Genomic DNA, 18,194 nt, shown 5'->3' with positions numbered 1-18,194 from the left:
ATTACTGCTACCAGCCCGACCACTAGGAACGGCCGACGGTTGGCCGCGGGCCTATGCCTCATAGCCGTGTTCGGCACGGTGGACATGCTCAGGCCCAGGGTGTGCTACGCCGGGGACCATGGGGCGGTTGTAGTCGAGGGGGATGGTGCTGAAGGTGTCGCTAGGGATGGGAGCGGTGTCGTTGTCAGCGATGATCAGCTGTACCCGGTCGCCGTAGGCGTCTGCGAGTGCCTTGAAGCGGTCGTAGATGCGGTTTCCGCGTTCCTGGTCGTCTGGGTTGTTGCCCAGTGCCTTGCGCGGGGAGTCGATGATCAGCAGGGAGGGGATGAGGACATCAGGGTGGGTGAGCCCGAATTCCAGTAGGGCGAGGCTGTAGGCGATGCTCACGCATGTCGTGATGCCGCCGCCGGAAGCCTGCAGGCTCTCGAAGGGGTTGCCGTCGATCACCGGCAGATAGGTCTTCGGGTCGATGACCGCCGTTTGTACCCAAGGCAGGTGCAGCTCGGCGAGCAGGGTGAAGAACTCCTGGCTCAGGTCGTCTACGAGTTGGCCGCGGGCTGCGAGGGCCAGGGTGCGACTCTTGACGTCGGCCTGGACACGCGTGCGGGTCGCCTTGAGGTCCTTGACCTCTTGGTTGATGGACCGCGCGCGAGCCCATGCATCACGCAGCTGGGTGACGGCGTCGATGCTCGCTCCGAGCGAGGCTACGCGAGCGCTGGAACTGGCGATCGCGTCGAACCGGGGCGCGACGATGTCCCGGGTCTGCACGTCCAGCTCCCGTCGCAGGGTAGCGGTGAGGAAGTCGGCTTGCTGGACGCGGTCGCGCGCAGCTGCAAGAACCTGCGCATCAGCTTCGCGAACAGCTTGTGCGTCCTGGAGCTGCCTCTCAAGGGCCTCCCGGGTCTGCTGGATGGCTGCAGGGTCGACGGACTCGTCCGGGGGATCGTGTTGCAGGCAGACAATGCAGTGGTCCTCTTGGACCGGCCGTCCTTCCAACCGCTGCATGCAGCGAGGGCAGACGACGAAGTCGAATGGAGACAGCTTTTCGATCGCGGACGCGGAGCGCTCCAGGCGCAGGAGATCCAGTTCGACCTGAGCGACGACTGATTCACGGGCTTCGAGCAACTCGCGTGCGGCTTCGACCTCTTGGTTGGCGTCCCTCGCGCCAGCGACGGCCCGACGGAGCTCCTGCCGCAGAACGGCATCGGCCGCGCTGCTCTCCTCCAGCTCTGAGCGCAGATCACTGAGGGCACGTTCGGCGAGGGACAGCATCTCGCGTAGCTGAACGAGTTCCGCACGGAGCGCGTCATCACTTCGCGAGTCCGACTCTCGGAGGAAGTTGCTGACGTTGTCGTGCTCAGAGGTTTTCGTCTTCATGTCCGTCAGGAGCTGTGCCGAGCGCTGCTTCAGATCCAGGAGCACGCTGTCCGTCAGCCCGAAGATGATCTCGAAAAGGGCTCGGCGCATCCCGTCGAAGTAGGTCTGCTGGTGGCGAACGATCTGGGTGTCGATGTAGATCGCTTCGAGGTAGACGTAGGCGAACAGGGCCTGGAAGGTCACGTTGGCCTTGGCTGCTTTGCCTTCCCGACGCACGGGAATTGACGCACGAGGGAACCTCAAGGCGCTCAGCAGCCGGTCGGACAGGGTTGTCTGACCGGCCTCAGCGCGGATGATGAGGCTTTGGCGGAGTTCCAGTGTGACGGGGTCGAGCACGTCCACCCGGTTGCTGCCAGCTTCGCCGATCAGCCTCCGGAGCGCCAAGTGCTCGTCGCCGACGAGGACCTCCGCACACACCGAGTGGACATGATCGCGCACGGCAGGAGTGAGGATGGCGTCACCGCCGACAGCGTGCTTGAGCAGCATGAGAAGGCTGGACTTGCCGCTGCCGCTCGGTCCGCTGATCACGGTGGCTGGCTGGTCGAATCGGTACGTCTGCTCCGCGTCTGCAGTGGTGAGAGTCAGGGCGAGGAACTTCAGGTTGACCGCCATCAGATTTCCGTCCGCCAGGGCCTGTCCACCGCGTCGGGCAGGCGCTCATAGATGAGGTTCTTCAGGGCTGACCCCGACTTGTCGAAGTGCTTCTTCAAGAGCACCGTGCGTTGCGAGACGAGCACCCAGTCAGGTGTCTCGGCCAGAGCCGCCGTGGCCTCAGCGCCTCTGGACGTGACGCGGAACTCAGTCCGGGCGCCACCCGTGTACGTGATGAGGTCACGGGCCGCCAGCGAGCCGAGGATGCTGTAGTAGCGCTGATCCCATGGCCCGTACTTGTAGCGGGTCATGCGACTCTCGACGGCCCGTCGCTCGGCGGCTGTGGGCTCGATGCCGCGGGGCCAGCTGAAGCCGTTCTCGTCGAGCAGTCGCTCCAGCATCGCCGGATAGCGAAGTAGGAAGTCGAGTTTGGCCAGTTTGGTGAGTCCCGCAAGGCCCGTGCGTGCCGTGGTGAAGCGTCCGATCAGCAGCAGGACTCTCGCCTCGTGGTAGTGAGCTTCACGGCGCTCCTCGCTACGAGCCTGCACCTTGATGCGCTTCTCGGAAGTCAAACGCTCAGAGGCGTTGCTCACGATGCCTCCTCGTCGGAGATCGTGAAGACGTCGGAGAAGTAGTAGTCGCAGTCGTCGCACAGCTGATACGCCAGGCCACGAAGGTGCTTGCTGTTGATCTTGAACGGCAGGGTCGCCGACATCGCTTCAGGCGTCAGTCGCTGCCTCAGGAGCCGGTTCATCCGCGCCCCGTACGGCTTGCCCTCTGCCGTCTCGCTCTGGGCGTCCGCACGGCAGTCGAAGGCGGTGTCCAAGACCTCCAAGCGCATATTGGCGAGGTCGGAACTGTCTCCTGGCAATCCCGACTGGTGCTGTTTCCAGGCGACGTACCAGGCCGAGCGCAAACTCTCCGCGTGCACGACCTCATCTTCGGGAACCTGCCCCTGCACCAGCTTCTTGCGGAGATTCACTCCTCCGGGAGCGACCATGGGGAGTCGACCAGGAGCGAAGGTCGGAACGGTGAGTTCGCGGTAGACGAACTGCTCGCGCACGGTGCGGGCGTACAATGTCCGGCGGGCGATGCGCTGCTGCATCTGCACGTTCTGGAGGACCCTGCTCGGCGTCACGATGTACTCGGCCAACTGGCCACGCTCGCCCTCTCCGCGGTTGGCCTGCTCGATGCGCTCGACGATCTGACGGTAGGTGGCTTCGTCGTCCACGTGGTCCAGCTCCAGAGCCAGGACGGCCGGCCGGAGGAGCTGCTGCAGGTTATGGTCGGTGATGAACCTGGACGAAGGCACGCTCTTGTAGTCGATGTGCAGCACGGCCAGGAACCGTTTGATCGTGGCGACGAAGCCGTCGGGTATGGCGATGTCAGCCATCGCCTTGGTCTCCGGCACTTCGGGGATGTGCGGGTACGGCTGCTTCCATCGAATCTTCAGGAAGTACCGCGCGATGGTCGTTGCCATCGCGTCGACGTCCGCAGTGATCTCTGGGTCTGGGCCGCACATTCTCGCGAGCACAGCGGCATTGCCCTTGCCGGTGTTCAAGGCGCCGTTCGTGGTGAGGCGCAACCGAACGTTGTCTGCGCAACCACACGCGCGCCAGCTGTTAAACAGGTGTGCCAGGCCCCCGTCCTTGCACAGATCGCCGACATTCCACAGGGTCCGGTGGTACTGGCGGTGCTTCACCGACACCAGCTCGACGGCGCCGTCCTTGAAGGCGATGGCAAAGTCCTCGTGCCACTCGCAGACGACGTACTCGATCTCGTCCCGTGTAAGCATGGCCAGGCATGCCTGAGCCGCCACTTCGGCTTGGTATCGATACAGCCGTGAGGTGTCGGTTCCACCGTCCTCGCCTGGCGCCCGCTGAAAGATCGGATGCACGAAGTCGTCGGCGTCATCCACCGCGTCCGCTGTCACGTCGACCACAGCCACCCCCAAGCCGTACGCGCACCGCGAGCCCTGAAGGGTGTCGGTGAGCCGAAGATCCTTAGGCGTATCACAGTCCGGATGCGTGACGTAACCGAGTGATGACATAAATCTAGAACGATCAGACAACCCGGTGCTCGGCGGGGTCGCAGCGGGATGTTTGCCTGCTTCAGCGCGGCACTCGGCCCTGTGCTCAAGCTGGATCGGGACGGCTTGGTTCGGCGGCGGCTGCAATGCGCAGGAGATGTTGTGCTTCTCGCAGGAAGTCGCGCCCGCGGGGTGTGGGGGCGAGGGGGCGGGTGTCGCGGTCGATGATGCGGAAGCCGGCTCTGTGCTCGATCGCGCGGATGCGGGCGGCGAGGGCGGTGTGCCTGCCTCCGTAGAAGCTGTCGGCGGCCGCGGGAATGCTGTCGTGGCCAGCGAGCTGGACGATGGTTCGCAGCCGATCCAGGGCTTCGCGGCCGTCGGTGACCGCTTGCATCGCCAGTGAGAGCCGCGGGGGCAGGTCGAGGTGGCCGAGGCCGTTGTAGCCGCCCGGGGAGTGGATGGCGATGCGGCACCGGCGCGCCTTCCGCGACAGGCTCCCGGTGCTTATGCCAGCTTCGTGTGCCAGTTCCCTCATAGGCCGCCGCTTTTCGACGTGCTCACGTCGAAACCAGGCGCGAAAGGACTCGGGCGGGGCGGCCGTACGCAGGGGGATATTGTCGAGGGCGAGGAGGTTGCGGACGGTGGTGGCCGCGCACCTGGCCATGGCGGCGATCTCCACTGTGGTTTTCCGGTCGGTGACGTACAGCTCACGCAGCCGGCGGGGCGTAAGTACCGCGGCTCGGGTGGCGGGGTCTGGCGAGCGGATCTTACCCAGAAGCTGGTCCGGCGGGCCGGTGACGGTGTCGTCGATCTCGAAGTAGAGGCGGAGATGCTCTGCGGTCATCCCTGTGGCCTCGGTGACCGGGGCGATCGTGTCGTTGCAGTCGAGGGCGGCACGGAGCGCGGTGGTGTCGACCTGTTCGGGTGCGATGCCCGGCCAGTTGACGTCGCGGACCCAGTGGGCTGGTGGCTCCCAGGTCACCGGCTCGTCGATGCCGCGGGCCGCCAGGTTCTGTTCTGCCTGTTCGTGTAGGAAGGCGCGCAGGGGCAGTGGTGCGCGGTAACGGAATTCGGTGCAGCTCCAGGCGAAGCGGGTGGCGGCTCCCTGTGGCGGGGGCGGGCTGTGCCCGGTCAGCAACAGCAGCAGGTACCAGCGCATGACCTGCTGGCGATGCTCGCCACCGGCAAGCCAGCCGTGCTGGAGGATCAAGCGCCGGTAAGCGTCAGGGTTCAGCTCGACGGTGGTCTCGGTGAACGTGGTGCGCCGGCGGGCGTAGTCGATGGGTGAGCCATGTTCGTCGAGCGCGCGGGCGAGCTGAGCGAGCGTGGAGGCGAGCGGGGTGAGGTCCTGGTCGCGGTATACGCGCTGCTCGAGGCTTTCGCGGTCGCGGGTGGCGCGGACGTTGCCCAGCAGCGGAGCGGCGCGTACGTAGGGCAGGTCGGACGGGCCGCCCGGGACGAGGAGGAGGCTGGAGCAGCCATGGCGGAACGCGTCGACACGGAAAACGCGGCCTGGTGATCGCAGGCGGTCGACAGGCAGCAGGCGCAGGGCCCATCCAGGCCAGAGCATCGCGGGGATCATGGTGGCGCGGCGGTGGATGTCCGCTGTGCTGCGGTCGGGCCGTCGGGGGATTGCTGTGGCGCTGGCGTAGCGCAGCCGATTATGCAAGAGCGTGTGCGGATCCTGGTAGGACATCACGCGGGCGAACAGGTCCGGGCCGCTGTCGCGCCACCGGACGGCCAGTTGTCCGAGGTTGAGGTCGCGCGCGCCCGACGGGTGGTCCGATTGCACGATCCATTCGAAGAGCCGCTGATGCTCGGGGTGTCCGCCGCGGAGCGCCACCTGGGCCAGGGCCGAACCTGCGGCGACGTGGTGGGTCTGAAGGCTGGCAGCATCTCTACGGCGGCGGCTGCCGCTGTTGCCGGACAGGTGGTAGGCCGACTGTCCGCTGCCGTCCGGGAAGGAGGATGGGAACGTGCCGCCGCATTCGTCAAGGACGGTGTGGACGAGGTCGGGCGCTTGGTCGCGGTTGGTCAGCAGGCCGCGCAGCGCCCGCCAGGCCAGGGCGTAGAGCTGTTTGAGTTCGATCAGGGCTTGTGGCCTCTGGTCCGGCGCGACCGCCAGCAGTCCGGCCACGCGGAGCTGTGCGCGGAGTACCAGACCGTTGGGGGGAAGGGCGATCGCCGGGGCGTGGAACAGGTCGGTGGCACAGGGGCGCCTGCTGCCCTTGACTGCGTGATCGAGTTGGTCGCGCGTGCAGGCGCCGATGCCGCGAGGCCCCGTAAAGCTGGTCTTCCACGGGTGGGGCGGGCGGCCGCAGTTGGGGCAGAAGTCGGCTAGGAGCAGCTGGTGTTGCGTGCAGGCGAAGGCCCACGGCAGTCGCCACAGCAGCGGCCCGCGGCCACCGCTTTCGCGCAGGCAGGCGGGGCAGTAGCGGGTACGGCTGCTGCGGAAGGCCCAAGTCGGCGGCCGCTCAAGCTGGCGGCGGCCCGGCGGGATGTTGACGGCGAACTTGTCGTAGGAGTCGAGCGTCATGGCCCGAAGGGCTTCGACAGAAACGCCAGTGCTCTTGTGTAGCGCGTGCGTCTCCGGCTCGGTCGGCCGCAGCAGCATGTGGTCGACGCGAGCGGCGGGCAACCCGATGTGGTTCAAAAAGCCCCGGTCTGTCGTGCGCAGCCGGCGCGCGTAACTGCTGATCCAGCTGTCCAGAGCCTCGCCAGGCAGCGGCGCGAGGGCGATCGGCATCCTGTCCGGCGTCCAGGTGCTCATGCCGACTTCCGGGGCTGCTCGCCGTCGTCCGGGTCGGTGGTCAGCAGTCCGGCCTCGATCGCCGCCTGGAGTTCACGTCGTGCGTCTTCGGCGGCGGCGTCGTTCTTGACCTGGTCCATCAGGTTCTCATCCAGGCGCTCGTGCCCGGAGCGGATCGCGCGCAGGCAGCCGCGATTGATCAACGTCATCAGGGAGGCGAAGTGGCCCGTGGAGCGGGAGTAGAGGTAGTCGGAGAGGTCCCTTGCCAGCATCCCGGGGTACTTGTCCGCCAGCACCAGCTGCTTCTCGATCGTCTTTAACAGCGTGCGCCACTGGCGGCGCCCGGTGTTGTCCTCGACCTGGAAGGGCAGCAGCGTCAGCGGGGTGGTGCGGCGGCCGAACTGCGCCAGCAGCGCTTGCTGTGGGGACAGGCCCTCGCGCAGCAGGCCGCGCTGCTGTACCCCGACGCCGATGTGGAGCAGGGTGACGGGGAAAACGTTGGAGAGGTATTTTAGCTGGTTGGCCATCCGTACCGCGTTGCTGTTCGAGCCGGACATGAAGTGCACGTCGTCGATGATGATCGCGATGGTGTTCATGCTCAGCACCGCGTCCACGGCCCGCTCGGCGAGCATGTCCGCGTTCCCGGACGTCGGCAGCCCGTAGAAGCGGCAGATGGAGGCGTTCAGGCCGCGGACGGAGGTGTTCCCGGTGAGAGCGATGTAGATGACCGGAACGCGGCGGTCCCCGGCCGCTGTGGTCTCGCCGCGCAACATGACCTGCTTGCGGTACAGAGCGCGGCCGTAGGCGCGCACCGCCGTGCTCTTGCCGAGCCCGGGATAGGCGTCCACGAGGGCGGCCGGCTTGGTCTTGTCGCCGTCCTGGCGGTTGGCTTCGACGATCTCGGCAAGGTCTGCGTGCAGCGCGAGCATCTGCGGCGTGTCGATCGGGCCGATGTTGGCGTGCCACACCTCACGCCGGTCATTGTGCTCCAGCAGCGCCCGCGACGACAGCTCGCCGAGCTGGGCCCGGGTCAGCTGATCGGGTTGGACGCGGTCCGGGGCGAAGACCTCCACCAGCCAGCCGGACAGCCGGGTCGGGCTGTACTGCCGGTCATCACCCTCGAGCGGCTCGCTGCCGGTGTCCTCCTCTGGTGCGGTCAACGCGTCTCCCACACATCGGCGTAGTAGTCCTCTTCGTCGGGCACGACCTTGATGTCGTCCCCGGGGAAGGCGGCGTCGATCTCATCGCTCTCGTCGTCATCCCCGCCGGGCGGCACGGCGACGTCGTCGATGACGTGCAAGGCCGGGCACGCTGCTTCCTCCGCGGTCGGGGCTCCCGGCCCGCCGGCTTCCGCCAACCGCCGCAAGGACGGGAGCGCGGCGGTCACGTCCTCGTCGGCGGGCGCGTCGTCTTCGCCCACGAGACGCAGCCGCTGCTGGGAGAGTCGCAGCGCCATACGGCGCTCGGTACCATCGCGCGTCAGTCCCACCCCCCAGCGGTCCAGCAACTCGATCAACGCCCGCTGGGTGTCTGGAAACCGATGAGTGCGCTTTGCGAGCTTGCGCGCGTAGACCAACGCCTCGCGGCTGACCGGTCCGTTCACGGCCGGGCCGTGCTCCCAGTCGAGCACATGCCACTTTCGGCTCTTCGGATCCTGGAAGTACACCTTGGTGATGTCGCCAGGATCGACGGCGATCGGCCACTTCCCGGCCTCGACGCCGCGATACGGACTGGGCTGGTTGCGGTAGTCGTTGAGACCGTCGCCGTTGTAGCGCAGGCCCTCGACCTCCACGCCGTAGTGCTGGATGGTGGTGCGGATCTCTTCGAGGAACTCCAGCGCCAGATGGGGACGGGCGGGGATCCTCAGCGGCCCGGCACGGGTGACGCCGTGCTCGAACATCTCCAACGGGCTCAGCTTCAGCCCCGGCACCTCCGGCACACACAGCCCGCGGTGGTGACGTTGGTGATACACCAACGTGATCCACTCGCGGATGATCATCTCAAGCTCATCGATGAAGAAGTACGCCTCGTCCTCGACGCTCTCGCCGCGGCTGTAGACGTCGGAGCCCTTGTATCCCGGCAGCGCGGCCAGCAGCCCCTGGCTGATCGTGCGGAACCAGCGCTCCACCGGCTTGTCGGTTGGAGTCATCGGCCGCGCCGGCTGCAGCGAGATCCGAAACTTGGCGCACACGCTCTGGATGTGGTTCGACACGTAGATCTTGCCGTGGTCGAAGACGATCGTCTCGGCCGCCACCGACGGCAACAGCGGCTGCCCGTCCCGGTCGACGAGCTTCTCCGCCTGCAGCACCACGGTGGACGGCACCCCGCAGTACGGCAACGGACCGGCCTCATGCCCCTCGCGCGGCCGCACCGTCTCGAACAGCACCCCGGCGACATCCACCGACTTCGTGGACACCGGAGTCAGCCGCAGGCCGACGATGCAGCGGCTGTACAGATCCATGGCGACGGTGAGTTCACAGCGCACCCAGCGGCAGGTGACCGGCTCCATCGCGAACACGTCCAGCGGGGTGGTATCCAGCACCACGTACTCGCCCGGGCGGGTTGCCCGCAGCCGCCCGTACGTACCCTGTGGAGCGTTAGCGATCGACCGCTTGCCCTTCGTGCTGCCCTCGAACGCATTCGTCCCCTTGGAAAGCTGCTTCAGCAACTCATAGCCGGTGGTGCGGCCAGGCAGCGGGACCGTGCCCTTCCCGTACTCCTTCACCAGGCGTTCCGCGATCTCGGCCAGGATCAGATTTCGCACCGGCCGACTCGACTTGACCCGCTTGTCCAGAACCGACCGGGCCATCTCCACCCAGCGCGCATCGGCCCGCTCCACGACACTGCGCGTCGGGCGGTAGTGCACCAGCCCAGCCGGACCAGCCGTGCGAAAAGCGGTAATCCAGCGGCGAATCGTGCTCTCCCCGACCTTGAGCTCTGCGGCTTTGGCGGCATAGCGATGCAGCATCGGGGTCCCCGGCGCGTAGTCCCCCCGCGGTTCCCCGTCCAGGGCGAGGACGGCATCCCCAAAGCGGTATCCGGTCAGCACCTCCTGCACGTGCCGGACCTTCTGCGTCAGCTCGTCGTCCTCGTCGTCGGTCAGGCCACCCAGAACAGCCGCCGGCGCTGCTTCCTCGGCCGGGGCCGCCACGAGGATCTCCGTGCTGGGGTGGGCCAGCAGCGCCGAGATATCCACCTGCCGCAGCTTCGGTGCCCCAACCACCCCGGTCTGCCGCAACAGGATCCGACGGCCCTCGATCTCCGCCACGGTGAACTGCTCACCGTCGTAGGCGATCGGCAGCCCCGTCCGCAGCGACGTAGTCCACTCGTTCATCCGCACCTCCGCAGGAGGGACTCACCGGACAGCGGCCTAGCCAGGTCCGTAGTCAGCCGCCCAGACCACAACAGGGCCATCAATGGCGGCCGCGCCGCTTCCCTCGGGCCGCCGCCCGCCAGGCGCCGCTCCGCGACGGCCAACTCCTCGCCGTCAACGACCTCACGCCAGGCCCGCTCGATCTCTTCGGCGGGCACGATGCCGGGATGCCGATAGCCGGCCAGGAACCGCACGTTCTCCATCAGCACCGAATCCGCGCCGGTCCAGACCTCGTATTCCCAGCCGTGCCGCTCGACCAGCCGCCCCGGCCACGCCAGCGCCTCGGCGATCGTCGGATTCTGAGCGCGCTCCGCCGGTTTGACGTTGACCACGCGCACCGTCCCCGACCGCATGATCAGCAAGAAGTCCGGCACATGGCTGCGCACACGACCGTTAACATGGGCTACCACGCGGCACGGCTGCGCGAAGATATCCGCTACGCCCGGGTCAAAGTCCGCCAGCAGCAGCCGGGCCAGCTCCAACCGGCTCTCATGTACGACCTGCCCGCCGGTCGTCGCCGACGCGTAATCCCCCGAGTGGTGCAGCATGCCGTGAACGGACCGTACCCGACGCCACGGCTGGGACTCCGCGAAGTCCGCCGCCCGCAGCCGCGCGAACGGGATGTCGCGCGTCGACCCGTCCACGTACCGGACCGACACCATGGGTACCCGGCCCCAACTTCGTTCCTTGCCTGAACTCATTACCGCCATGGACTGGACCGTACGAGGGAAGCCGCCCCGCCCCAGTCGAAAGACCACAGGAGCCGACAAGTGTTCACTACTGAACGTAACCAGTGCTCACAATCGCCCGAATCTGCTCGGACCCTGCTCATGGTCACGCGGAAATGCTCACGCGCTCGCGGATCCTAGACGCACGTGGTCGTAGCCATTCTCGGCGAGGAGTCGCGCTGCGCGACCGGTGACATCTGGGTCGATGTCGACGGTCGTCACCTCGCCGTCGGGGCCGACGAGCTCGGCCAGGTACGCAGCATTGAGGCCGCCCGAGCCGATCTCCAGGACACTCATGCCGCGACGCACTTCGGCCTGTTCCAGCATCAGCGCCTGGATCTGCGGCGCGGAGACACTGCTGAGCTGGACGCCGTGCTCGTCGACCTTGGTGAAGACTGCCGAGTACGGGTCGTAGACCTTCTCCAGCGGAGTGTCCGCGGGACAGAACCGCTCGCGGGGCACCTTCTTCATCACCGTCTCGACCTCAGGGGAGGTGATCCAGTCCTCGCCGCGCAACTGGTCGATGATCTTGGCGCGGAGCTGTGCGGCCTCGTCGGGGTCCACGGTCACATCGGTCATGGAAGAGCTACCTTCAGTTCTTTCGGTGGCAACTGGTCGATCAAGCAGGCGCGTTGGCCCATCGGTCGGCTGCGACGCTAGCCAGGACGTCTCCCTTAAGGGCGGCTACGCGCCGCGCGGAGCCGCATCAGCCCCCTGGACGACCCCAACCATGGCCGCGATCCGACGGCACCAGTACGCCAAAGCGCAGCCATAACTGCGCCACTTCGATGCGGAGCCACTTTCATCGCGGAACAGCGACTCGCCTACGGGAGGAGCAACACGGCCCTGGGCGGGGGTGAGCGGTTTGTGAGAGACCGTGCTGTCGCATGCCAGCTCCCGGAGACGGCCTCAATGCGGCAGCGCTCTGGCGTACCGGTGCCACCGGTGATCCGGAGACAGTGGCGGCCGGGTCGGTCTCACGACCCGCGCCACAGGCGTATCGACATGGGGATACGAGAAATGACTCCGACAACCAAGCTGATCGAGGAGCCGGCCCTGGGGAGGCTGGTCGACACTCGCCAGTTCAACCTCAGCCACCTCGCCACACCCGAATCGCTGGCCCGGCGAGCAGTACGGGAAGCGCTGAACGGCCGGGCTGAGAAGGGCCGGGTCGACGACGCCGTTCTGGTCACTGACGAAATCGTGGGTAACGCTGTTCGCCATGCCGGAGGCGCAGTGTCCCTCGCCCTCGGCGTCTACGAACACGGGGCCATGATCGAGGTCACCGATCGAGGAACTGACACCGCGGTCATCCCCTCAGCGCCATCCACCCCACTCGTCGGTCAGGACAAGCTGAGGCTCAACGCAATCGACGTGGATTCGCTGCCCGAGACCGGCCATGGTCTGTTCATCGTTGCGCAGTGCGCCACAGCCTGGAGGGACAAGCGAGTCGAGATCGGCAAGGCCTCGATTGCCGTATTCGTTCTGCCCAGTAGGGCCACGTGACCACGAACCGCAACGGCCTACGGAGTTGCCGGTTGCGCTTGCGTGAGGCCAAGGGACTCGGTCATGGGGCTCTCACATTCGGTGATCCCGGCCATCCGGACAGAGGCGAGACGACCATCGGCACGGTATCCGCCCGCTGTCCGCGCGATCGTCAGAAGGCTGGGCACTGGGGAAACAGCCCCAGGCCTACTGCTCCCCCGCCGACAGGAAGGGCACGACGCCTCCCTGAGCGGCAGGGCCGTGGCGGTGGCCCAAGGGGATCGTCCGTTGCACATCCCATCGGTAGGCCCGCTGCTGTCCCTTCGTCCGGCGCAGTTCAACGAGGTGGACCGAGGTGATGTCGAGATGCACGGGCGGGAGTGTACGCAAGTGCGCAACGCTGGCGATCACAGGCGCTGCGGGTCGGTCGCGGTTGTTGTACTGAATACCGAGGTGTGGCCGGAAGGCGGCGGTGGGCTTCCCTCCGGGAACGCCCGTCTGGCGGCCGATCGCGCTCAGGGCTGCGTGCAGGCGTATCAGCGCCATCCAGGGTGAGAGCGAGTAGCGGATCGCGCCCCGGGAGCCGGCAAGGGGCGTCGCGCGAATGCGAAACGGTGCGAGGGGAAGCTGTGCCGCCAAGTCGGTGAGACGGTGCAGTTGGCCGTTGGTGACCTGTGAGGTGTCCCCTATACGCACCATGGTCACGTGCAGACCACCGTCTGGCACCGGGTCCATGCCCAGGTCGGCCAGTTCGTTCTGGCAGCGTTGGGCGTGGCTGAGCAAGCGCGGGCAGTCGGAGAACGTGAGCATCCAGTAGTACGCCCGGCTGCCATCGGACCAACCAGGACGGGCCCAGTGGTCGGTCATTCGCTCCAAGGCAGCGAAGGCGTGCCAGTCGTTCTTGACGATCAGTTCAGGGTCGTCCAGATCGGCCGGCGGGCTGGAAGGGAATGCCCTTGGGTCGACCTCCAACGGTGTTGCCACGTGTCTCCTCATTTCTCCGGCACGGACACCCCGCCCGGCCCGGAGACGACCAGCTCAGCTTGGGGCTTGGAGCGCCAAGCTCGCAGTTCATCGGCATAGTCCCCTACCGCGGATTCGGTGTGCCAGCGTTGGGCGCGTTCGTACAGCTCGTTCGCACGCTGCCACACCGATTTGATCGGCGCGGTGGTGCCTGCCCGCAGAGCGCTACGACCGAGCTCCATGGAGTGCTCCACCTCGGGCCGCTGCTGCTGGAGGAGCGCTGTGGCGACATCGAGGCGCACCAGGGCACGACTCCATTCGGAATCCGACTGCTCGACCAAGCCCTCGATCTCCGCGGCGCAGGACAACACGTCGCGTGTGTCGTTGAGGGAAAGCCGGGCAGTGATCACGTTGGCCAGTGTGCGGGCTGGGCTGTATTCAGTGAAAGCGATGCAGGGAGTAAGACCCGCAGGAAGCGAGGGCCGACGGTCGGAGAGCTCCAGCGCTCGCCCGATCGACTTCTCCGCCCCGCTTCTGTCCCCCGAGCGCGCTTGGGCGCGCGCTCGCCCGTTGGCAAGCAGGCGGATGGCCTGTCCGCTGTTGGGAGCCAGAGCAATACCCGCTGCTGCCGCGGCGTCCGCGTCCGCGTAGTGCCGGTGGTAGTACAGACCGAGCGACCGCGTCCCGGCAGCCCACATCTGCAGGCGAGTGTCCCCGATTTCTCGCGCGAGGGTCTCGGTTTCTCCGCAGTACGCCTCCGCCACCTGCAGTCCCGCGCCGGCGTTGACCGCCATGTAGGCCAAGAGGCCCGAGGCACGTCCTGCCAGCCCGAACAGCTCGGCGCGCACTCGGGGCGGCTGCTGTCCGCCCAGCAAGGTGTGCAACATGGTTCGCAGTAGCCGGGTCTCTCCGACCAAGTGCTGAGGCCCAAGAGCTTCGTACCGGCCGACGATGCTGTCGAGCGAAACCTGTACCTGACTCAGGAGCGCGCTGTCGGCATTGGAACGGGCTAAGTTCTGAGCCTGGGTGGCAACCTCGAACGGAGAGTCGAAGCCCTGATGGGGAGGGGGCGATGGCAGAGCCAGGGGCGCTGGAGAACCAACGGATTCCTGGGGCGGGATGGAGAAGTCCGCCGACTGATCACCGTCGAGCGGAGCGAAGAGCCGCGCGGCGGGGGTCTGGAACAGATGCTCCAGGACTCTCCGGGTGTCCCGCTGTGGCATCGTCTTCAGGTTCCCGGCCACCCAGCGGTCAAAGCTGCGGCGAGCCACGCTGACGCTCGCCAACCACGGTTCCTTCGACTGCTCCGCGAGCTCCCGAGCGGCTCTGGCGAAGTGCACGGCGAAGGTCTCCACCGTCGTCCAGCCACGCTCATGGACGAGCTGACGAAAGAGCGTCATCTGCATCGGCACAAGCTCCCCTGCCGCCCGAGTACCGCCATCGGTCACCGAACAATCGCGACAGCACATCGCAGAAGGCTGGACGAGCGTTGATCAGCGCCGCCAGCAGCACCCTGAGGCTATGCGCTCTCTTGCTGCTTGTCCGCCACTTTCTTGACCTGCCCCACCGTTTGGGCTCCAGTCTCGGTGGCTAACTGGCAGCCGGGATGGGGTTGTTGTCGGAGCGTAGTTCGTATTCGGTAGGGGTGCGGTAGCCCAGTGCCGAGTGTCGCCTCTGGCGGTTGTGGAAGATCTCGATGTACTCGAAGATCGCGTTGGCCAGCTCGACTCTGGTCTTCCACCGTTTGCGGTTGAGGAGCTCGGTCTGCATTGGGGACCAGAAGCTCTCCATCATGGCGTTGTCCAGGCCGTCGCCGACTGTGCCGAAGGAGGGCAGGAGGCCGGCGGAGCGGATCTTCTCTCCGAAGACCCAGGAGGTGAACTGGGTTCCGTGGTCGGCGTGGACGATGCCGCCGGGTTCGGGCCGGCGGTTGCGGATGGCCATGTCGAGGGCGTTGGCCACGAGTGTTGAGTCCTGGCGGGAGTCGATGGACCAGCCGACGATCCTGCGGCTGTAGGCGTCGAGTACCGCGGCGCAGTGGAGCCGCCCTTCCCGGTCCGGTGCTGGGTGATGTCGGTGATCCATGGTTCGTTGGGGCGGATGCGGTGGAAGGTGCGGTTGACCAGGTCCTCGGCCGTGGCGACGCTCCGCAGGCGTCTGACCCTGGCGGCCCGGGGAGCCCGTGGATCCCGGCCTGTGTCATCAGGACCGAGACGGTCCGCTCGCAGACCTGGATTCCCATGGCCATGGTGAGCTCGGCGTGGATCCTGCGGTAGCCGTAGGTGCCCCGGGATGCCATGTGGACTTCGCGGATGAGGCCCGTGAGCCACTCGCGGCGCAGTTGCCGGGGCGTGCTGGGGGTGCGCTTGTGCTTGTAGTAGGAACTGCCGGGCGACCCCGGGGATCCGGCAGCACCTGTCGAGGGGAGCCCCGGCGTCGACGAGTCGGTCGATCACCGGGTAGAGCCTTTTGGGCGGGGTGTGTCCTCGCCGAGGAACTTCGCCGCCTGCCGGACGATGCCCAGCTCGGTCTCGAGCTCGCGGATCCGCCGACGGGCAGCCCGTAGCTCAGTGGACTCGCTCGACGGAGTTCCCGGTCGCCGCCCGTTGTCCACGTCGTCCTGCCGCAACCACTTCGACAGCGTGACGGGATGGACACCGAGCTCGACCGCGGTCTGCTTGGCCCGCTTGCCGGCACGGACCAGCGCGACGGCACGCGCCCGGAACTCCGGAGGACAGGGACGAGGCATGACTGACAGCCTTCCGTGAAGGGCTGCCAGTCAGCGACCACATCTGGAACCCAGGACGTGGGGCAGGTCAAGATGTCACCCGATCGTGCGGCAGACCCGGCCCCAGCGGCTGCATCACCACCAGCCCTTGCGTGCGGCTCCTACCGGGGGCACCCACTCAGCGCCCGGCCGGGCGCCCGGTGCCGCAGCCCGCCGGGCCGGCCCCGTACCGAGGTCGGCCGCGGGAGTCGGTCCGGCTCGCCCGTCTTCCTCCGAATGGGGAGCCGGCCCCCGGCCCGGCGTCATCCGGCGAGCGGCCTCCGGCGTGGCGGGAAGGGGACCGGTTCACGGCCCCTGCGGGTCGGGCACCCGGGGGGCCAGGGCACGGCGGATGAACCGTCGTTGCCAGGGCACCTCGACCGCGCGGGCGTGGTACTTCTCCCGTACCCAGGCGACGGCCTCCTCGGGGTTCAGGCCCTCGAGGACGCACATCGCCGACAGTGCCGTTCCGGTCCGTCCGACTCCTCCGCCGCAACACACCTCGACACGCTCACTCGCGGCCCGCCGGTGAGCGAGGCGGAGTGTGCGCAGCGCGGTATCGGGGTCGGTGGGGAGCCAGAAGTCGCGCCAGGGAATCCACAGGGACTCCCAGGACGGCTCGGGCGGCCGCCGGCCGGTGAGGTGCACGGTGAGTGCCGGTGTCCGACCGGCCGGCAGGTCGTACCGCAGGCCCCGTCCCCTGACCATTCGTCCCGAGGGGAGCCTCAGCACCCCTGGGGCTCCGGATTCCCACACGTCACTGCTCATGATTTCCCTTGTTTCCCCTCCCCTGGATCGACGGCCACGGAATGCGGGTCGCCGCGCACCGCGGCCATGGCGGTCGGGGTCGCGGCCGTCACGACCCGAGATAGCGCAGCACTGCCAGGACTCGGCGGCTGTAGGCAGTGGAACGGTCGAGATCGAGTTTGTCGAAGATGGCGTTGACGTATTTCTCGACCGCGCTCTGCGAGACGTACAACTGGGCGGCGATGGCCGCGTTCGTGTGCCCCTGTGCCATGGCGGCCAGGACTTCGCTCTCCCGCGGCGTGAGCCGTTGCAGAGGGTCGGAATGGCTGCTGCGGGCGAGGAGTTGCCGCACCACCTCGGAGTCGAAGGCGGTGCGGCCGGAGCCGACGCGTTCCAGTGCGTCCAGGAATTCGTCGACCTGGACGACCCGGTCCTTGAGCAGGTAGCCCACGCCGGTGGCATCGGTGGTCAACAGCTCGGTCGCGTAGCGGTGCTCGACGTACTGCGACAGGATGAGCACGCCGGTCCCCGGCAGGCGGCGCCGGATCTCCAGGGCGGCCCGCAGCCCTTCGTCGGTGTGGGTGGGGGGCATCCGGACGTCGAGGATCACCGTGTCGGGTGGTCCGCTCTCCACCGCGGCCAGCAGTTCGGTCGCGGTGCCGACCGAGGCGGTGATCTCGTGCCCCTCGTCGGCCAAGAGCCGCACCAGACCCTCGCGCAGCAGTGTCGAGTCCTCCGCGATCATCAGTCGCACGGCAGCTCCGCGGTGATGCGGGTCGGGCCGCCGGCGGGGCTGTGGACGGTGAGGTGCCCGTCGAGGGCGGCCACGCGCCGGGCCAAGCCGAGCAGACCGCCGCCCGAAGGGTCGGCGCCGCCGCGGCCGTCGTCCTCCACACGCACCTCCAGCCCGTCGCCCCGCTGCTCGACGTGCACCGACGCGGAGGAAGCCCCGGAATGCTTGACCGCGTTGGTGACGCACTCGGCCACGACGAAGTACGCCACCGTCCGTACGGTCCGGGGCAGGCCGTCGCCCACGCGCGCGGAGAGCCGCACCGGGATACCCGCGCGCGCGGCGACGGTCTCCAGCGCCTCGGGCAACCCGTCCTCGTCCAGTACCGCGGGGTACACGCGCCAGGCGACCTCCCGGAGTTCCGTCAGCGCCTGCTGGGACTCGGCGTGCGCCTGGAGCACCAGTTCCCGGGCTCTGGCCGGGTCCGTGTCGCGGCGTGCCCGGCCCAGCAGCATGCCGAGCGCCACGAGACGCTGCTGCACGCCGTCGTGCAGATCGCGTTCGATTCGTCTCCGTTCGTCGTGCACCGCCTCGACCACCCCGGCGCGGCTGGCGGCCAGTTCGCCGATACGGCGCTGCAGGACTTCGTGTTCGC

Annotated in this window: 13 protein-coding genes and 2 pseudogenes; 1 reads left to right on the top strand and 14 read right to left on the bottom strand. The window is 67.5% G+C overall.

Annotated elements, in window-relative coordinates:
* Window positions 1–51: 51 nt before the first annotated feature.
* From A949_RS0106835 to A949_RS0106800, 8 genes and pseudogenes are all read right to left on the bottom strand, one after another.
* Entirely contained in the window at window positions 52–1,989 is a 1,938-nt protein-coding gene (locus tag A949_RS0106835) for an AAA family ATPase (protein ID WP_019355256.1), read from the bottom strand.
* On the bottom strand, window positions 1,989–2,561 hold the full coding sequence (locus tag A949_RS0106830) for a hypothetical protein (protein WP_019355255.1): 573 nt from the start codon (window positions 2,559–2,561) through the stop codon (window positions 1,989–1,991). The genes A949_RS0106835 and A949_RS0106830 overlap by 1 nt, the downstream gene beginning before the upstream one ends.
* On the bottom strand, window positions 2,558–3,916 hold the full coding sequence (locus A949_RS0106825) for a dsDNA nuclease domain-containing protein (RefSeq protein ID WP_019355254.1): 1,359 nt from the start codon (window positions 3,914–3,916) through the stop codon (window positions 2,558–2,560). The genes A949_RS0106830 and A949_RS0106825 overlap by 4 nt, the downstream gene beginning before the upstream one ends.
* Before the next feature lie 187 nt (window positions 3,917–4,103).
* Window positions 4,104–6,767 (bottom strand): TniQ family protein, encoded by a 2,664-nt coding sequence (locus A949_RS0106820; RefSeq protein WP_019355253.1) that lies wholly within the window; start codon window positions 6,765–6,767, stop codon window positions 4,104–4,106.
* Window positions 6,764–7,906 (bottom strand): ATP-binding protein, encoded by a 1,143-nt coding sequence (locus A949_RS0106815; protein ID WP_026004407.1) that lies wholly within the window; start codon window positions 7,904–7,906, stop codon window positions 6,764–6,766. Before A949_RS0106815 ends, A949_RS0106820 begins: the two co-directional genes overlap by 4 nt.
* On the bottom strand, window positions 7,903–10,080 hold the full coding sequence (locus tag A949_RS0106810) for a Mu transposase C-terminal domain-containing protein (RefSeq protein ID WP_019355251.1): 2,178 nt from the start codon (window positions 10,078–10,080) through the stop codon (window positions 7,903–7,905). Before A949_RS0106810 ends, A949_RS0106815 begins: the two co-directional genes overlap by 4 nt.
* The gene (locus A949_RS0106805) at window positions 10,077–10,829 is read right to left on the bottom strand and encodes a TnsA-like heteromeric transposase endonuclease subunit (RefSeq protein ID WP_051019406.1); all 753 of its coding nucleotides are present in this window, start codon (window positions 10,827–10,829) and stop codon (window positions 10,077–10,079) included. Before A949_RS0106805 ends, A949_RS0106810 begins: the two co-directional genes overlap by 4 nt.
* Window positions 10,830–10,970: 141 nt before the next feature.
* Window positions 10,971–11,426: pseudogene (locus tag A949_RS0106800) on the bottom strand (methyltransferase, FxLD system); the annotation flags it as partial.
* Between the two features lie 441 nt (window positions 11,427–11,867).
* Here A949_RS0106800 and A949_RS0106795 point away from each other — a divergent pair.
* A complete protein-coding gene (locus A949_RS0106795) occupies window positions 11,868–12,353 on the top strand; it encodes an ATP-binding protein (RefSeq protein WP_019355248.1) in 486 nt (161 codons plus the stop codon).
* 186 nt (window positions 12,354–12,539) lie between these two features.
* Here the strand turns inward: A949_RS0106795 and A949_RS32715 are convergent, their stop codons facing one another.
* The 6 genes and pseudogenes from A949_RS32715 to A949_RS0106755 all read right to left on the bottom strand — a co-directional run.
* Entirely contained in the window at window positions 12,540–13,316 is a 777-nt protein-coding gene (locus A949_RS32715; protein WP_237735762.1) for a 2'-5' RNA ligase family protein, read from the bottom strand.
* An 8-nt stretch (window positions 13,317–13,324) separates the two neighbouring features.
* The gene (locus A949_RS0106785) at window positions 13,325–14,701 is read right to left on the bottom strand and encodes a hypothetical protein (RefSeq protein WP_019355246.1); all 1,377 of its coding nucleotides are present in this window, start codon (window positions 14,699–14,701) and stop codon (window positions 13,325–13,327) included.
* A 184-nt stretch (window positions 14,702–14,885) separates the two neighbouring features.
* Window positions 14,886–16,044 (bottom strand): annotated as a pseudogene (locus A949_RS36230) (IS3 family transposase).
* A 324-nt stretch (window positions 16,045–16,368) separates the two neighbouring features.
* Entirely contained in the window at window positions 16,369–16,770 is a 402-nt protein-coding gene (locus tag A949_RS32710; RefSeq protein WP_019355242.1) for a protein-tyrosine phosphatase family protein, read from the bottom strand.
* Window positions 16,771–16,918: 148 nt separating this feature from the next.
* Window positions 16,919–17,554 (bottom strand): response regulator transcription factor, encoded by a 636-nt coding sequence (locus A949_RS0106760; RefSeq protein WP_019355241.1) that lies wholly within the window; start codon window positions 17,552–17,554, stop codon window positions 16,919–16,921.
* Window positions 17,554–18,194, bottom strand: a 641-nt coding sequence (locus A949_RS0106755) for a sensor histidine kinase (protein WP_019355240.1), incomplete at its 5' end; no start/stop codon positions are given. The genes A949_RS0106760 and A949_RS0106755, both read right to left, overlap by 1 nt.

Source organism: Streptomyces sp. AA1529 (genome assembly GCF_000280905.1).
Lineage (GTDB): Bacteria > Actinomycetota > Actinomycetes > Streptomycetales > Streptomycetaceae > Streptomyces.
The sequence above is the reverse complement of the archived record's forward strand: the minus strand, read 5'-3'. Positions and strand labels throughout refer to the sequence as shown.

What these genes read in the sequence shown, in the direction of transcription:
- A949_RS32710 (WP_019355242.1), bottom strand. Translation starts at nt 16,770, where the DNA reads ATGGTCAGGGGACGGGGCCTGCGGTACGACCTGCCGGCCGGTCGGACA.
- A949_RS0106795 (WP_019355248.1), top strand. Translation starts at nt 11,868, where the DNA reads ATGACTCCGACAACCAAGCTGATCGAGGAGCCGGCCCTGGGGAGGCTG.
- A949_RS0106805 (WP_051019406.1), bottom strand. Translation starts at nt 10,829, where the DNA reads ATGGCGGTAATGAGTTCAGGCAAGGAACGAAGTTGGGGCCGGGTACCC.
- A949_RS0106760 (WP_019355241.1), bottom strand. Translation starts at nt 17,554, where the DNA reads ATGATCGCGGAGGACTCGACACTGCTGCGCGAGGGTCTGGTGCGGCTC.
- A949_RS0106785 (WP_019355246.1), bottom strand. Translation starts at nt 14,701, where the DNA reads ATGCAGATGACGCTCTTTCGTCAGCTCGTCCATGAGCGTGGCTGGACG.
- A949_RS0106810 (WP_019355251.1), bottom strand. Translation starts at nt 10,080, where the DNA reads ATGAACGAGTGGACTACGTCGCTGCGGACGGGGCTGCCGATCGCCTAC.
- A949_RS0106820 (WP_019355253.1), bottom strand. Translation starts at nt 6,767, where the DNA reads ATGAGCACCTGGACGCCGGACAGGATGCCGATCGCCCTCGCGCCGCTG.
- A949_RS0106835 (WP_019355256.1), bottom strand. Translation starts at nt 1,989, where the DNA reads ATGGCGGTCAACCTGAAGTTCCTCGCCCTGACTCTCACCACTGCAGAC.